This window comes from Chamaesiphon polymorphus CCALA 037, assembly GCF_003003845.1.
GTDB lineage: Bacteria > Cyanobacteriota > Cyanobacteriia > Cyanobacteriales > Chamaesiphonaceae > Chamaesiphon > Chamaesiphon polymorphus.
The window spans coordinates 1-14,659 of sequence record NZ_PVWO01000098.1 but is presented as its reverse complement, the minus strand read 5'-3'; the positions used below and the strand labels follow the sequence as shown (position 1 = coordinate 14,659).

Genomic DNA, 14,659 nt, shown 5'->3' with positions numbered 1-14,659 from the left:
CTACTTACTTTCTATTCGTAGCTTATGCTCTTGTGAGCTTTTTTACCCACCTCCCCACTTTTCAAACATCCTCTAAGCAATAATCGCACTCACCGTAAACTCCAATCGCCCGATCTGCAAAGGAATACCATCGCCCTCGGCTGTTGCCAATCCAGCGCAAAATTAAGGCGATCTAGTGCGGGATCTCTCGCGCTCCTAAAACCATCGCAAACCCTCTCGGTTAGAGCTGCGATCGGCTTGAGGCCAATTCCCTTCAATATCCCCGATCGAAATAAAGATTGCGTTCGCAATCGACCAAAAAATAGTAGAACGATCGGTAAAGCTCGATCGAAATATAGATCGAGATCGAATCTCACAAATGATTTAGAATTGCTATAGTTTCGATTTCCGTAACTCGAGCGAGCACATCGTATGCTACCAATTGCCCCAGATACTATTTTGCAGCAACGTTACCGCATCCTCAACATCTTAGAAGAGGGAGGATTGGTGCGTACATATCTCGCGACCGATCGCCAACGTGCCGATGCCTATTGCGCGATCGAGGAATTGACCCCGTTTTCGCAATTTTCTAGTGCCGTAGTCAAAGCCAAGGAACTGTTTAAGCAGGAAGCCACTTTACTCCAACGACTCGATCTACCGCAGTTGCCACATTTTTGGACGACTTTTGAAGACCAAAATCGCCTTTTTTTAGTACGAGATTATATTGATGGCAAAACCTACGGTCAAATTTTAGCAGAACATCGCGATCTGGGGACGGTGTTTAGCGAGAGTGAAGTCTGGCAGTTGTTATTAAAAATTTTGCCAGCGATCGGTTACATTCACACTCAAGGCGTCATCCATCGCGATATCTGCCCCGAACATATCGTGTGCCGTCAGAGCGACGGCTTGCCCGTACTTATCGACTTTGGCATCGTCAAAGAATTTGCCAATCAACTCCAAGCAGTCCCCCTCAATGGTGGCGTTTCCGTAGGACGTGCGGGTTACGCACCCAGCGAACAAATCCACAGCGGTAGAATTTATCCTCATAGCGATCTCTACGCACTAGCCGTAACGGCGATCGTCTTATTAACTGGCAAAGAACCCAGTGCCCTATTTGAAAGCGGTAACATGAACTGGGACTGGCGCAGATGGACGCAAATCGACGATCGGTTTGCCAATTGTCTGAGTAAGATGTTGAGTCCCAATCCCGAAGATCGCTACCAATCCGCTGCCGAAGTCGAGCGCGATTTGCGTGCCGTTGCCAACCCCAATCTACAACCGATCGATCCGCAGAAACTCAGCAATAATCGCCTCTCTACCCTACCCACCGTTGCCGTCGGCGGTAAAAAAGGTACTCCCGCAGCCGCTAGCAGTTCGCAAACGGCAATTACCAATCTCGATCGCAAATCGATCTGGGAAAAGCCGCAAGTATTTATTCCGGTGGGGATCCTCATTTCTCTGCTAGCTGGTTTTGGTTCGTGGTTTGGCGTGAGCCAACTACTCCACCGCGAATCTTCAGATCCCGTTGTCACCACCCCACCCAAACAGATCGACTTTAATAATCCCACAATTCCGACAGATACCAGCAGCCCCAGCCCTACTAGCAGCGACACGATCCAACCAGAAATGGATCGACCGATTATCAAAGAGGGTACGGTAAGCACCGAGAACCCTGTCAAATTTCGAGTAGCCGCGCTAGCTGGGCAAAATCTAGATATTCAGCTAGTTTCGGCCAGCAGTCAAACCAGCTCCGATTCAGATACATCTCTCTCTAGCCCGATCCCCAGCATTTCACCCAGCCCCAGTGCGACTGATACTCAGTCCCAGAATCCACCCATCTCCGTGCCGACAATGGCCGCAACTCAAGTCCTGATGACGATCCAGACGCCAGCAGGCAGCCCGATCGACGATCGAGCCGATCGGGTGGTTGGTTGGCGTGGAGCAGTGCCCACATCTGGAGAATACACGATCGAGTTGCGCCCGATCCAAGGCTTAAAGGGTAATGCCTTTCCATACAAACTGAGTATCACTCAAATTGCGGCTATTCCTTCAGCCGCACCCACTGTCACCAGTACGCCCTCCCCAGACGCGACAGCCATCCCAGATGGGACAACCACCCCAGCGGTACCACTGCCCAATGATAACAGTGGCATCGATCCAACACCTACGACTAGCCCGAGCACGAATCAGTCAATTGAGGACGGCACTCCCAGCTCTTTTCCCGCACCCATCCCCAGTGTCTCACCCTCACCCACTCCGATCGGAACCGTTCCCCCTACGCGCAATCGCCGCCGCAATCGCACCGAATCCTCAACTAGTTCCACCACTAGGCAACGCTTACGGAACAACGAGTCAACCGAAGAATCAACTTCCACCCGCCGCCGCAGACGCAACCGCGTCGTTGAGTCCAGCAGCGACGAGACAACTGCTACCCCCACTACCCGCCGCAGACGCACTCGCGTCGAATCTAGCGACGAGACAACTACTACCCCCACTACCCGCCGCAGACGCACTCGCGTCGAATCCACCGACGAAACAACTGCTACCCCCACCCGCCGCCGCAGACGCAATCGGACGACCCAATCCACACCTCAATCGAGTCCATCTACGACAGATTCCGGCAATACCAACCCTAGTAATACGCCCAGCCCCGAACCCTCCGTCGGCATTCCCGTACCCCCAGCCAAAACTAATACTGCACCGAATAGCGGTGCTACAGATAGTGAATAGGTTTGAGGTTTGAGGTTTTAGGCTTTAGGCTTTAAGCTTTAGGTTTTAGCACGCAAGCATCCACTCATCCACTCATCCACTCATCCACTCATCCACCCATCCACTCATCCACTCATCCACCCATCCACTCATCCACCCTCCACATGCTCCTCGTTACCAGTACCGACACAGAGGCGGGTAAAACCGCTCTTACAGCATCATTAGCAGCATATGGGCGGAAGTATCGTCCGCAGCAAAATTGGGGGATTCTCAAGCCAATTCAGTGTGGTAGAGGAGATCGGGAGTTTTATAGTCGGGTGTTCGCTCGATCGATCGAGGATATTAATCCGATTTATCTCGAAGCTCCGCTCGCACCACCGATTGCCGCCGCGCAAGCTGGAGTCGATATCGATCTAGGTATTGCTTGGCAAGCTCTCCAACGGATGCTCCCACGGCATGGTTTGATCTTGGTAGAAGGGATCGGCGGTTTGGGGACGCCGTTGACAGCGGAACTTGTCGTCGCCGATTTAGCGAGGGAGTGGCGATTGCCGACAGTATTAGTAGTCCCGGTCAAACTCGGCGCGATCGGTTTGGCTGTTGCCAATGTCGCACTAGCAAGACATTATAATGTCCAGTTACGTGGGATCGTTCTCAATTGTCCGCAGCCGCTCTCGGACGCCGAAATCGCCAATCTTGCCCCCGCCGAGCTGATTCAATCGCTGACTAACACTCCCGTACTCGGTTGTCTTCCCTATTTACCAAATCTGGAAGATCTCGATTTATTAGCAGCCGCCGCTGCCAATCTTGAACTAGAGGTATTATTACCAAATCTGGCTTACGGTGGGCGACAGGTAAGGGTTTGAATTAATTGATAATCGATAATTGCAACGATAGTTCCCGATGCGCTTTGACATAATTACCTTATTTCCCGAATTTTTTACCTCTCCTCTCGGTTGTGGCTTGATGGAGAAAGCTTTAGCCAAACAGATTGCGTCGGTACATATTACCAATCCGCGCGATTTTACAATCGATCGCCATCACAAGGTCGATGATGAGTCTTATGGCGGTGGTGTGGGGATGGTGATGAAGCCAGAACCGATCTTTGCAGCAGTGGAGTCGTTACCGCATTTCGATCGCTCGCAGGTGTTGTTGATGAGTCCCCAAGGCGAAAAGATCGATCGAGCCTTATTTGAAGAGTTACGTAATGATTGCGATCGGTTAGTATTGATCTGCGGTCATTACGAAGGGATCGACGAGCGGGTGATGAATATTGTCGATCGGGAAATTTCTTTAGGTGATTTTGTTTTGACTTGTGGCGAAATTCCCGCACTCACGCTGATTAATGGCATCACGCGATTGTTACCTGGAACCGTCGGTAAAGTGGAATCTCTCAAAGCCGATAGTTTTGAAGATGGCTTACTCGATTATCCCCACTATACGCGTCCGCCAGAATTTCGCGGCTGGCGCGTTCCCGATGTTTTGATGTCTGGCAATCACGAGAAAATCGCGCAATGGCGACACCAACAACAACTCGATCGTACCCAAGCAAAACGTCCCGATCTATATACTAAATGGCTGGAAAATACTTGAGTAGCCAAGGAATATTGGCAGTTATGGCGATCGATTATCCCTAGATGACCTTGAATTTTCTCAGATCTCGACCGCTCGATCGCCAGATCGCCAGATCGCCAGATCGATCTTTCTAACCACTTACTAGTTAAGTTTATGCGGACACCAATTGAATTACCAGACCATCGCGGTCTGATTTGTGGTTTTTTACTACGCCCTCAATTACCGCCACAGCCACTAGAATGGGAAGCCCTAACGGCAGAATTTGCCACTGCCGATCGATTAATCTGGTTACATTTCAATCTCGCTGATGTCCGCGCTCGCACCTGGATTGCTAGTTGTGAGTATATTCCAGAAGTGGCTAGAGAGATGTTGTTAGATTCAGAGCCACATATTCAATTAGAATCGCTCAAGGATGGTTTTGTCGGGATATTAGGCGACTTACATTATCAATTTGATGCCGAGCCAGATAGTTTGGGATTGGTGCGGATTTATCTCGATCGGGGGTGTATGATTTCTGTACGCGGAAGACCGCTTAAAGCAACCGATCGATTGCGGATAGCTCTGCTGCATGGAGAACAGATCGAGACATCTATCGATCTGTTGGTACATCTACTGGAATACATGACCGAGATATTTAGTAGTGTAACGATCGACATCCGTGAGGTGGTAGATGAAATCGAAGACCAGCTTCTCAAAGGAAATTTTCAAGATAAACGCGGGGAAATAGGCACCGCACGTAGAAGTCTAGCCAGATTGCGCCGTCACCTTACTGGCAATCGACAGGCATTGTCTCAACGTTTGATACCCCGTTTACCTGCTTGGTGCCGAGAAATCGATGTTTCGGAACTGCGCCGCAATCTCGAACGATTAGATGCCGTCATTCAGGATTTGGAATTAGTTCAAGAGCGCGCTCGATTACTTCAAGAAGAAATTGCTGGACAGCTTCAAGAGACTGTCAACCAGAACTTGTATATGTTATCGATCGTCACTACCATCTTTCTACCTATCACATTAGTTACAGGGGTATTTGGGATGAATGTTGGTGGTGTGCCCTGGACGCAAGAACCAGTCGGTTTCTGGTTGGCAATTTTAACAATGGTCGCGACATTGTCAATTACTTTATTTCTATTACGGCGACAGCAATTATTCTAAAATTAATCTAATTGCTGTTCGATTTACTCACGAAAAAGCCTTCTCTAACTAGAGAAGGCTTAATTTTACACTTACGATCTGACGATTTTAAGATCGTCAAGAGTCTCTAGAATTTGAAACCAGCACCGAGAGTTACGAGGGTGCTAGAATTGTTGCTGCTCAAGGGCACATCTAAAGCTGCTTTTAATTGAATGGTGTCAGTGATATCAAAATCTGCACCGCCAGTGAAGGCAACAGTTGTGTTGCTACCAGCACCGGAGTTAATAAATACAGCACCACCGATAAAAGGAGTGATTTGAACTTTGCTACCGCTGTTAGCTAAGTTGAAATCATAAGTAAGACCGCTACCAAAGGTAGTACCGCCGCTAGGGAAGTAGATAAATGGACGTAAGGATAAATTATCGCTAACTCTAAATTTAGAATTTACGCCAACAGTTGTTTGTCCGTTACCGATGGCCAAAGCTGGTCCGATCGTGTTCTGACCCACTTGTGCTTGTGCTGGTGCGCTCATGCTTAGAGCAGCAACTGAAGAGCACAACATAACTAATGCAACAATATTTTTTTTCATCTTGGGTTTCTCGTTTTTAAGTAGATTCGCTCGACTAACTATGTTTGGTGTTTCTGTTTGAAAAAGAAACTTTTCTTTAATCCAAATTTGGTCTGGGTCGAGCTTCAGGTTTGAGTTTTTGCCTGATTACTCCACCTTGACGCAGCTAGATTACGAAATGTTCCAAACAAGTTTTGCTAGCTATCTAATAGATACAGTCAATCGATCTGCCGAGCCGGACAAATTTTGAGATCTAGCCATAAAAATAGGGAGTAGCGACGATTTCGATCGTCATTACTCCCTATGGTTTAGCTAATATTTCAATCTGGATTAGCAGGATGAGTCTGCTGACAAATGGTCTAATCCCTTTTCTGCTAAAGCCTAAAGCCTAAAGCCTAACACCTAAAGCCTAGTCTTCTACGCCCACAGAATCGATCCGAGTTCGTAAGGATTGCTCAAATGTGGGTGGTGAGGCAACACGCGCAGAGACAAGCCCTGAAGGCCGCTAGCGGCGTAAGCAATCTCACTGGTGTACAGACTATTCCCGTTGTTGTCCCGACCTTGGTAGGTCATTACAGTGGTGTCTGCGTTGACGATTTTGCCATTGGTGTCCACGGCACCTTTATACAATTCGACTTGGACGTCATGGGGTTCCAAACTTCCCAGTTGAATCAGACTCTTAACGGAAATCGACTGATTGACATTGATATCTTCTGGTGCGGAGACATCGACGGTTTGGACTTTGAGATCGCCCCAATGTTTGAGCATCTTTTGTTTCCAATGGGCGAGATCTTTACCAGCTTGATAATGGTTGTCGGTGACGACATGGTTGCGATCGCTAGCGGGGAAGTAACCCACAGTCGCATAATCGCGCAGCATCCGTGCGGTATTGAATGTCGGACAATTGAGCCGGATGGCATCTTTCATCTTGGCAATCCATTTCCGAGGTAAACCTTCTTTGTCTCGATCGTAGAATAAGGGGACGATTTCTTGCTCTAACAGATCGTAGAAAGCATTGGCTTCGACGTTATCTTGGTAATCTTCATCGGAGTATAGCTCGCCATGACCGATCGGCCAACCCGTGCGGACGTAATCGGCTTCATCCCACCAACCATCGAGGATACTCAGGTTGGGTAAGCCATTCATCGCCGCTTTCATGCCACTGGTACCAGAAGCTTCGTGCGGACGTCGGGGCGTATTCAGCCAAATATCGCAACCAGCTACCATCACCCGCGAGACATAAATATCGTAGTCGGGGACGAATACGACCGAGTTCATGCCTTCGGAGCGCGTGAAGTGAACGATATCGCGGATTAGTGCTTTACCAGGGATATCTTTGGGGTGAGCTTTACCCGCAATCACGAATTGAACTTTGCGTTCTTTATTGCCGACTAAGATCTTTTTAATCCGCTCTAAATTGCGCAAGAACAATGTCGCGCGCTTGTATGTCGCAAACCGCCGCGCGAACCCGATCGTCAGGACGCCTGGATCTAATGCTTCTTGAGCGTGGTTGATTTCGGCTAGAGTCGCGCCGCGTTCTTTGAGATGGCTGACGATGCGATCGCGAACGTAGACGACCATTTCCGAGCGACTGTGCTCGTGATTGCGCCACAGTTCTTCATCGGGAATCGCATCCATTTTGTGCCAAATCGGATCTTCGATCGATTTTTCCGACCATTCTGGGCCTAAATAGCGATCGTACAATTCCTGTACGGATTTGGCGACGCAACTGCGGGCGTGGACGCCGTTAGTGACCGAAGTAATCGGCACTTCATCGATGGGGACATCTTTCCACATGTTTTGGAACATTTCCCGCGAGACGACGCCGTGGAGCTTGGCTACGCCGTTGACAAAGCTGGAAGTCTTCATTGCCAGAGCTGCCATACTAAAGGGCGAATTTAAATCCGCCGCATTTTCGCGTCCCAAGCCCATGAAGTCATCTTTGCTCAGTCCATAAATGCCCGCATAATGACCGACATAATGGATAGTCTTGTCTGGCGGAAACAGGTCGAATCCCGCACTCACAGGCGTATGAGTCGTGAAAATCTGAGTAGACTGAGCGACTTGTCGAGCTTCGACAAAGGAGAGTCCATCCCGTTGCATCAGCACCCGAATGTGTTCGAGAATCAGGAAGCCAGAGTGTCCTTCATTCATGTGATAGACGCTCGGCTTGTGTCCCAACGCTTCTAGCGCGCGGAAACCGCCGATACCTAACATGATTTCTTGATGGATCCGCGTATCTAGATCGCCACCATACAAGGCATCGGTAATATCTTGGTCGTAGGCACTGTTTGGTTCGATATTGGTATCGAGCAAGTAGAGCGGAACGACGCCCACTTGGACGCGCCAGACGCGGGCATATACCATCCGTCCGGGATACTCAACTGCTACGCGCAGTTCGGAGCCATCGGGTTTGCGTTCGAGTTGAACGGGGATATTGTGAAAATCGTTAACTGGATAACGTTCCTGTTGCCAGCCCTCAGCATTGAGATACTGGGCAAAATAGCCTTTTTGATATAACAATCCGACAGCAACTAAGGGTAACCCTAAGTCACTAGCCGATTTGAGGTGATCTCCCGCTAGTACGCCCAAACCGCCAGAATAGATTGGCAGACAGTCTACCAAACCAAATTCAGCACAGAAATAAGCAAAGCATTCTTTGCCAACCCGATCGGCGCGTTTGTGTTTGTACCAACTGCGATCGTGTAAGTAGGTATTGAGTTCGCCTACTGCGCGTTCCATGTGAGCTAGAAAACCATCGTCAGCGGCAACTTCTTGCAAGCGCGACTGACTGACTCTAGCCAAGAGAGCGACTGGATTGTGACGGGTAGCTTCCCATAAATCCCGATCGAGTCTTCTAAATAGTTCTTTGATCTCCGTATTCCAGTCCCAATACAGATTATAGGCAAGCTGCCGTAGGGGTTCGAGTGAGGCTGGTAGGGAAGGAGAAACGTTGAATGTACGAATCGGCTGCATCAATAAACTTCCTCGGCAATTAATTCCTCAATCTCTTATTGTTACCCACCATGGTCGGTAGGTAGCAGTTTCTCCACAATATCTTTACAAGTTTCGCGATCGGCCAAATTGTCGATGTAGGTAATAACTTGTGTAGTTTTTGAGAAAGAGAGGACGGACATTATAACTTACAAATAATTCTAGCCGAGGATGGTAATTGTTTCTGTCTAAATGGGTACATATAAGAGAACACAGCGATCGGCGATTTGTTGAGTTTGAGGGATGCGCTTAAGACTTTTGTCATAGAGCAAAGACAAGCCAATATGCGGAAGCTGTGCCAGCTTTCGCGATTGTCAAACTAAAGAGATTAAGATAATTAGTATGCGCCGATACACATTTTTCAACACCTTACACAATATGAAAACCAGTCAATATTTGTCTGTCATCATGTCGATTGGTGCGCTCTGGATCTCGATCGGCAGTCGGTCTACGATCCAAGGCTTTGGTGTTGAGTCTGCCATCGCCAATTCTGCTGTTGGGATGTCTGTAGATAGACAACCTCAACTGCTAGCTCAAAAAAATAATGTAGCATCCAATCCCAGTCAATCTGATGCCGAGCGTGACTTCCGAGTCCAAGAGATTACGGTCACTCGCAATAGCTCGGATAAATCTCTGCTCACTGTCAAATGGTCGATCGAGAATCAGAGCCAGCAGCCTCACTATGTTTACTACATCGTGGCTAAATTCATCTCTAACGATGTCTCGATCAAGCAAGCGATCGTTCCGGTAAATATCACGATTCCGGCTGGCAAATCCACGTCATTTACACACGAAATCTCGACACAGAGCGTCAACTCGATCGCTCCAGAAACAGTCAAACCGATTGTGGTTAAGTACGAGTATCGGTAGGATAGGCTTTAGGTTTTAGGCTTTAGGTTTGAGGCAATTATCCACAAATCCCCGACTTCTTAAGAAGTCGGGGATTTATTTGCGAAGGATGTTGTCTGACAAGCTCGGTCTTGGGGGTAATTAATAGCCCAAAGCGGTCAAAATGTCATTAGCGTGAGTATCGGTCTTAACGCTACTATCGACATGGACGATCGTGCCATTCTCGTCGATCGCATAAGTGACGCGTTTGGCATAGCCGCCGCCATCGACATCATATGCTGCAATAATTTCGCCTTTGGTGTCGGCTAGGAGCGGGAATGGGAGATTGAATTTTTTAGTAAAATCTTGGTGCGAAGATTCATCATCCTTGCTGACGCCGAGAATCACAATGCCTTTGTCTTGATATACGGCATAATTATCGCGGAAACTGCACGCTTGTTTCGTACAACCAGGGGTATCATCTTTCGGGTAGAAGTACATGACAACTTTCTTACCAGCTAATCCAGAGAGTGTCACTGGATGACCATTGGTGTCTTTAACGTTAAAATCAGGAGCTTTTGTGCCTACAGCCAGAGCCATGAGATAATTTCCCTGTAATATTTCAGATGTGCTAACACAGCTTACTCTAGACGCGATCAAGCTATTTTTCAAGCTTTAGTACTAAAATATCATCCGATCGTTAGTTCATCATGGTCTGGCGAGGGGTAGTTTTGGCGTGAGAGTCGGATTTGCCAAAACGATCGCTCTGGGACTTGGATACTGGGGCTGTGGCGGTAGATTGTCCTGCGCTCAATGGTTGCCAATCAAAATCTCGGGCAATGGTCGCGCGGAGGAGGTCGAAGATTTGACGACAGTGATTGTTGCTCTTGAGGGGTAATTCCTCATTTTTGACGACAAAACTCAGTTTAATATGGGTGGAAGTGGCCTGAGTCGTGTCGATGAGGACTTCTGCGGTTACTAATTTGGCAAATGCGACGCGACCGGGAATCTCTCTAGCCATCAGGTAATCGTCCAGATCGTAGATTGTCTCTAGCCCGCAAGTCTCCGCCAATTTACGCAGCGATGAGCGGATGTTTGCAGATTGTAGATTTACTGAAAAATGACATACATAGCGAGACATAGTAATCGATCTCTAAAGAACAAAGTTTCGTTATCTGAAATTCCCTTGACATCGTACCAGATTAATTCACTAATTTGTAGTGAAGTTAGATCCAATTTTTAGCTAAAAATGAGTGGTAAGTTTATCGTGTTTGAAGGAGTCGAAGGCTCTGGCAAAAGTACGCAGATTCAGTTGGCGGCAGATTGGCTCCAAAGCTTACCTGGCATGGGTAAATCTGTCATTATTACACGCGAACCAGGTGGGACAAATTTAGGACGACAGATTCGCCAGATGTTGCTGAACGACCCGAGTAACGAGATCGGAAATCGCACCGAATTATTATTATATGGTGCCGATCGCGCTCAACATGTTGAATCGATCGTCAAGCCGCATCTAGAACGGGGCGATCTGGTTTTGTGCGATCGATTTACCGATTCGACAATTGCGTATCAAGGCTACGGACGAGGATTCGATCGCGATGAGATCGATCGGATTAATCAATTAGCCACGGGTGGCTTGCAGAGCGATCTGACTTTCTGGCTGGATCTCGATGTGACGATCGGTTTGCAACGGGTTGGATTGCGCGGTCAGCCAGATCGGATGGAGCGGGCGAATTTAGATTTTCACTACCGGGTCAGACAGGGTTATCAAGAGTTAGCAAATAGCTATCCAAATCGGATCGTTCGTATCGATGCCGATCGCACCGCTGCCGTCATCCAGATGGAGATTCAAGCAATATTAACGCAGCAGGAATGGTTCGATTTAGGTAGGGCAGATACTGCCATAGTAAAGGATGCGCGCTTCCCTAACTAGGACTAAATACTCAATAGTTTTGTAACTTAAAGACAAATGATGCGATAATCCTATTTAAAATCAGATCGAGCGGGGAAATTTAGTCAACCTCGGCAAAATTGCTACCTCATAAAGCTCGGGAGTTAAGATAGCATTTTGTTGACATCAATTGTTGTCAAATCAAAGATTTGGAGCGATCCTGTCAAGATTTTACCGATCGCTATTGTGACGCTACCACGATAGAGCGTTTAGGCCCAGAGTACCGTGCTAACTACTTAAGTCGGCGGGTTTGGACTTGCTTAGACGCTGGCATCGCAGCATCAACGACGATCGATACCAAAATTCTTTAACTTTTAAAAATTTAGCATTTAGGTAAATACTATGACAAACTCACCCAATCCCAATCCCAATTCTAATCCCAATCGTCGTCGCCGCCTGACTGCGGACGAACTGATCGCGATCGGGGTAGCTCTAGCTGGGATCGGTACGGTATTTTTCTGGGGGATCGGTCAAAAGTACCAACCGATGTTCCAAGGTGCGATTTCTAGCCTTGGCAACGACAATTCCAATCGTCAATTCGGCGCGTTAGGCAATCGCAATATCTATATCGGCAGAGAAAGACGGACAATCGCCGATAGCGCGCGCACGGAGACGCCACCGTCGGCTCCTAATACACCGACAACGACCATCGTATCCCCGCAATCGGCTCCTATTACACCCACAACGACGATCGTCCCCCCGCCGATTGTCAAAACAGTCGAAGTACCTGTCGAAACGCCTAAAACTGTCGTACCCCAGGTAGTAACTCCAAAGCAAGTTTCGGTAGTCCCAGTTTTTACCGATATTCCCAAACAGTTTTGGGCAGGAGACTATATTACTGAGTTGCAAAAACGGGGAATTCTCGATGATTTTGGAGGTGGTAAATTCGATCCCAGTAAGGAAATTACCAGAGGGGAATATGCCAAAATGCTCGATCGCGCATTTGCCGATAAACCAGTAGCAATGGCAACATCTAAGTTTGCCGATATTCCGATCGATTATCCCCGCAAAGAGGCGATCGATAAATCGGTGCAACTAGGATTTATGACTGGCTATTCGCCGACCAAATTTGCTCCCAATCAACCGATTCCGCGCTATCAATTACAGATATCCCTAGCCAAAGGGTTGAAACTGCCAGTACCTGCTAGTACGAACAAAGTATTGAGTAAATACAAAGATGTCGATCGGATGCCCAAATTTGCCCAAGCCAAAATGGCAGCCGCGATCGATGCGGGATTGATTATTAAAGATAAAAGTACCAATCTACTCAAACCAGTAGCCAATGCCACCCGTGCCGATGCTGCTGCTTTAATCTATCAATCCTTGGTCAAAGAAGGCAAAATTCAACCGCAGCAATAACTAGGAGCAACCGATCTGGATAAGGGAGTAACGTAAATATCGTCTACATTTTGACATCTTTATAGATGCAACGCGATCGCCGAGCGAACGTTCAAAAAATCGCGTTGCATCTACTAGTTTATAATTTCTAATTTTAAATACCTTTTAAACTTTTTTATTCGCTATTTTATGAGACTCGATTCTCCCAAGGAGAGATTACACCAACGTTTACCTTATCAGGTCTGGATTTTAAGTATTTCAAGCTTATTAGTCGATATTAGTGCCGAAATGATTCGATCGGTTCTACCGATCTTTGTTTTACTAAAATTACAAGGTGGGGCAATGACAATTGGCGAGATCGAAGGGATCTCCGCCGCCACAGTCGCAATCATGCGCGTTTTTTCTGGGGGATTGAGCGATTATCTGGGAATGCAAAAAGGACTCGCAGTAGTTGGCTACGGAATTGCTACATTGATGCGATCGCTGCTACCCATCGCTCTCGATCCGATCTGGGTAATTTGGACTCAATTTGGCGATCGATTCGGACAGGGAATCAGTGTCGCGCCGCGCAAGGCATTGATGGCCGATCTGACGTCAGAAGAAACGCGCTCCAAGGCTTATCGCTTGCGACAGTCGCTATTAATTGCTGGAGCTTGTATCGGTTCGATTATCGCTGGAGCGATCTTGTATCTCGATCCGAATGGTTACAAACTCATATTTGCTAGTGCGGTTATTCCCAGTTGTATGGGATTAGCTTTATTAATATTAGTAGTCAAACCCGTCCAAAAACCCAGGAAATTATTAACATTACCAGCTGAAATGACTGGCTTGCTCGCTGGAAATGATGAATTCTATTCCAGAGTTGCGCCATCACAGCAGCACCGCAATGTGTCTTCTAGCGCAATTACCACTCGCCACTCCGAGAGATCGGACTCATTGCCAAGTTACAACCCGATTTATTGGCGAGATGTACCAGCATTAGGTGGGGAATATTGGCTGCTAGCGATCGCGGCTATTTTCTTCAATCTCGGCAACTCCAGCGATGCGTTCATGCTGATGAAATCGATCGACATTGGCATGTCCCCAGCATTTATTCCCGTGGGACTCGTCGTGATGAATTTAGTCTTTGCCTTAGTATCCTATCCGATAAGTTCGCTCGTCCTCGGCCTATCTGCCAATCGCGATAATCGATCTCTCAAGATTCGCTTGCTGCTGACAGGTTTTTTGCTCCACGCGATCGTCTACTTTGGGCTAGCAGTCGTCACCACAAATGTCCAGATTTGGTGTTTATTTGGCTTGTACGGCCTGCATTTGGCAATGATTCAGGGTTTAACCATCGATTTAGTCAGTCGCTCTGTAGAGCCGAGTAGACGGGGAACAGCACTGAGTTTATTCAATCTAACTATTGGTATTACCTTATTAATTGCCAATCTAATTGCTGGTTGGTGTTGGCTGACAATCGGTTCTGGATTTACATTTACCGTCGGAGCCTTTTTCGCCTGTATCGCTACTTTGATACTATTAATCGGAAGTGAGGAGTAGAGGGTAGAGGGTAGTGAATAGTGGATAGTGGATAGTGGATAGTGAAT

At 47.6% G+C, this 14,659-nt stretch carries 12 protein-coding genes; 8 read left to right on the top strand and 4 right to left on the bottom strand.

Going from position 1 to position 14,659, the window contains the following annotated elements:
- Positions 1 to 411 precede the first annotated feature (411 nt).
- From C7B77_RS10005 to C7B77_RS09990, 4 genes are all read left to right on the top strand, one after another.
- The gene (locus C7B77_RS10005) at positions 412 to 2,709 is read left to right on the top strand and encodes a protein kinase domain-containing protein (RefSeq protein WP_106303605.1); all 2,298 of its coding nucleotides are present in this window, start codon (positions 412 to 414) and stop codon (positions 2,707 to 2,709) included.
- A 143-nt stretch (positions 2,710 to 2,852) separates the two neighbouring features.
- Entirely contained in the window at positions 2,853 to 3,551 is a 699-nt protein-coding gene (gene bioD / locus C7B77_RS10000; protein ID WP_106303602.1) for a dethiobiotin synthase, read from the top strand.
- Between the two features lie 37 nt (positions 3,552 to 3,588).
- Positions 3,589 to 4,278, top strand: a complete 690-nt coding sequence (trmD, locus tag C7B77_RS09995; protein WP_106303599.1) for a tRNA (guanosine(37)-N1)-methyltransferase TrmD — start codon at positions 3,589 to 3,591, stop codon at positions 4,276 to 4,278.
- Between the two features lie 135 nt (positions 4,279 to 4,413).
- Positions 4,414 to 5,412 (top strand): CorA family divalent cation transporter, encoded by a 999-nt coding sequence (locus C7B77_RS09990; RefSeq protein WP_106303597.1) that lies wholly within the window; start codon positions 4,414 to 4,416, stop codon positions 5,410 to 5,412.
- Positions 5,413 to 5,518: 106 nt separating this feature from the next.
- Here C7B77_RS09990 and C7B77_RS09985 read toward each other — a convergent pair whose 3' ends face one another.
- Both C7B77_RS09985 and glgP read right to left on the bottom strand, forming a co-directional pair.
- The gene (locus C7B77_RS09985; RefSeq protein WP_106303593.1) at positions 5,519 to 5,980 is read right to left on the bottom strand and encodes a hypothetical protein; all 462 of its coding nucleotides are present in this window, start codon (positions 5,978 to 5,980) and stop codon (positions 5,519 to 5,521) included.
- A 396-nt stretch (positions 5,981 to 6,376) separates the two neighbouring features.
- Positions 6,377 to 8,935, bottom strand: coding sequence for an alpha-glucan family phosphorylase (gene glgP / locus C7B77_RS09980; RefSeq protein WP_106303591.1), 2,559 nt, complete (start codon positions 8,933 to 8,935; stop codon positions 6,377 to 6,379).
- Positions 8,936 to 9,331: 396 nt separating this feature from the next.
- Between glgP and C7B77_RS09975 the strand changes: the two genes are divergently transcribed.
- Positions 9,332 to 9,823 carry a hypothetical protein gene (locus C7B77_RS09975; RefSeq protein WP_106303588.1) on the top strand — a complete coding sequence of 164 codons (492 nt, stop codon included), beginning with the start codon at positions 9,332 to 9,334 and terminating at the stop codon, positions 9,821 to 9,823.
- A gap of 120 nt (positions 9,824 to 9,943) precedes the next feature.
- On the opposite strand, the gene C7B77_RS09970 is transcribed toward C7B77_RS09975, so the two are convergent.
- Both C7B77_RS09970 and C7B77_RS09965 read right to left on the bottom strand, forming a co-directional pair.
- Positions 9,944 to 10,381 carry a peroxiredoxin gene (locus C7B77_RS09970; RefSeq protein ID WP_106303585.1) on the bottom strand — a complete coding sequence of 146 codons (438 nt, stop codon included), beginning with the start codon at positions 10,379 to 10,381 and terminating at the stop codon, positions 9,944 to 9,946.
- 100 nt (positions 10,382 to 10,481) lie between these two features.
- On the bottom strand, positions 10,482 to 10,922 hold the full coding sequence (locus C7B77_RS09965; protein ID WP_181243797.1) for a hypothetical protein: 441 nt from the start codon (positions 10,920 to 10,922) through the stop codon (positions 10,482 to 10,484).
- Positions 10,923 to 11,030: 108 nt separating this feature from the next.
- On the opposite strand from C7B77_RS09965, the gene tmk reads away from it, so the two are divergent.
- The 3 genes from tmk to C7B77_RS09950 all read left to right on the top strand — a co-directional run bounded on the left by tmk (position 11,031) and on the right by C7B77_RS09950 (position 14,612).
- Positions 11,031 to 11,714, top strand: a complete 684-nt coding sequence (gene tmk, locus C7B77_RS09960) for a dTMP kinase (RefSeq protein WP_106303582.1) — start codon at positions 11,031 to 11,033, stop codon at positions 11,712 to 11,714.
- Between the two features lie 360 nt (positions 11,715 to 12,074).
- A complete protein-coding gene (locus C7B77_RS09955) occupies positions 12,075 to 13,091 on the top strand; it encodes an S-layer homology domain-containing protein (protein WP_106303579.1) in 1,017 nt (338 codons plus the stop codon).
- Positions 13,092 to 13,259: 168 nt separating this feature from the next.
- Positions 13,260 to 14,612 carry an MFS transporter gene (locus C7B77_RS09950; RefSeq protein WP_106303576.1) on the top strand — a complete coding sequence of 451 codons (1,353 nt, stop codon included), beginning with the start codon at positions 13,260 to 13,262 and terminating at the stop codon, positions 14,610 to 14,612.
- The last annotated feature ends 47 nt before the right edge of the window (positions 14,613 to 14,659 follow it).

What these genes read in the sequence shown, in the direction of transcription:
- C7B77_RS10005 (WP_106303605.1), top strand. Translation starts at nt 412, where the DNA reads ATGCTACCAATTGCCCCAGATACTATTTTGCAGCAACGTTACCGCATC.
- bioD (WP_106303602.1), top strand. Translation starts at nt 2,853, where the DNA reads ATGCTCCTCGTTACCAGTACCGACACAGAGGCGGGTAAAACCGCTCTT.
- trmD (WP_106303599.1), top strand. Translation starts at nt 3,589, where the DNA reads ATGCGCTTTGACATAATTACCTTATTTCCCGAATTTTTTACCTCTCCT.
- C7B77_RS09990 (WP_106303597.1), top strand. Translation starts at nt 4,414, where the DNA reads ATGCGGACACCAATTGAATTACCAGACCATCGCGGTCTGATTTGTGGT.
- C7B77_RS09985 (WP_106303593.1), bottom strand. Translation starts at nt 5,980, where the DNA reads ATGAAAAAAAATATTGTTGCATTAGTTATGTTGTGCTCTTCAGTTGCT.
- glgP (WP_106303591.1), bottom strand. Translation starts at nt 8,935, where the DNA reads ATGCAGCCGATTCGTACATTCAACGTTTCTCCTTCCCTACCAGCCTCA.
- C7B77_RS09975 (WP_106303588.1), top strand. Translation starts at nt 9,332, where the DNA reads ATGAAAACCAGTCAATATTTGTCTGTCATCATGTCGATTGGTGCGCTC.
- C7B77_RS09970 (WP_106303585.1), bottom strand. Translation starts at nt 10,381, where the DNA reads ATGGCTCTGGCTGTAGGCACAAAAGCTCCTGATTTTAACGTTAAAGAC.
- C7B77_RS09965 (WP_181243797.1), bottom strand. Translation starts at nt 10,922, where the DNA reads ATGTCTCGCTATGTATGTCATTTTTCAGTAAATCTACAATCTGCAAAC.
- tmk (WP_106303582.1), top strand. Translation starts at nt 11,031, where the DNA reads ATGAGTGGTAAGTTTATCGTGTTTGAAGGAGTCGAAGGCTCTGGCAAA.
- C7B77_RS09955 (WP_106303579.1), top strand. Translation starts at nt 12,075, where the DNA reads ATGACAAACTCACCCAATCCCAATCCCAATTCTAATCCCAATCGTCGT.
- C7B77_RS09950 (WP_106303576.1), top strand. Translation starts at nt 13,260, where the DNA reads ATGAGACTCGATTCTCCCAAGGAGAGATTACACCAACGTTTACCTTAT.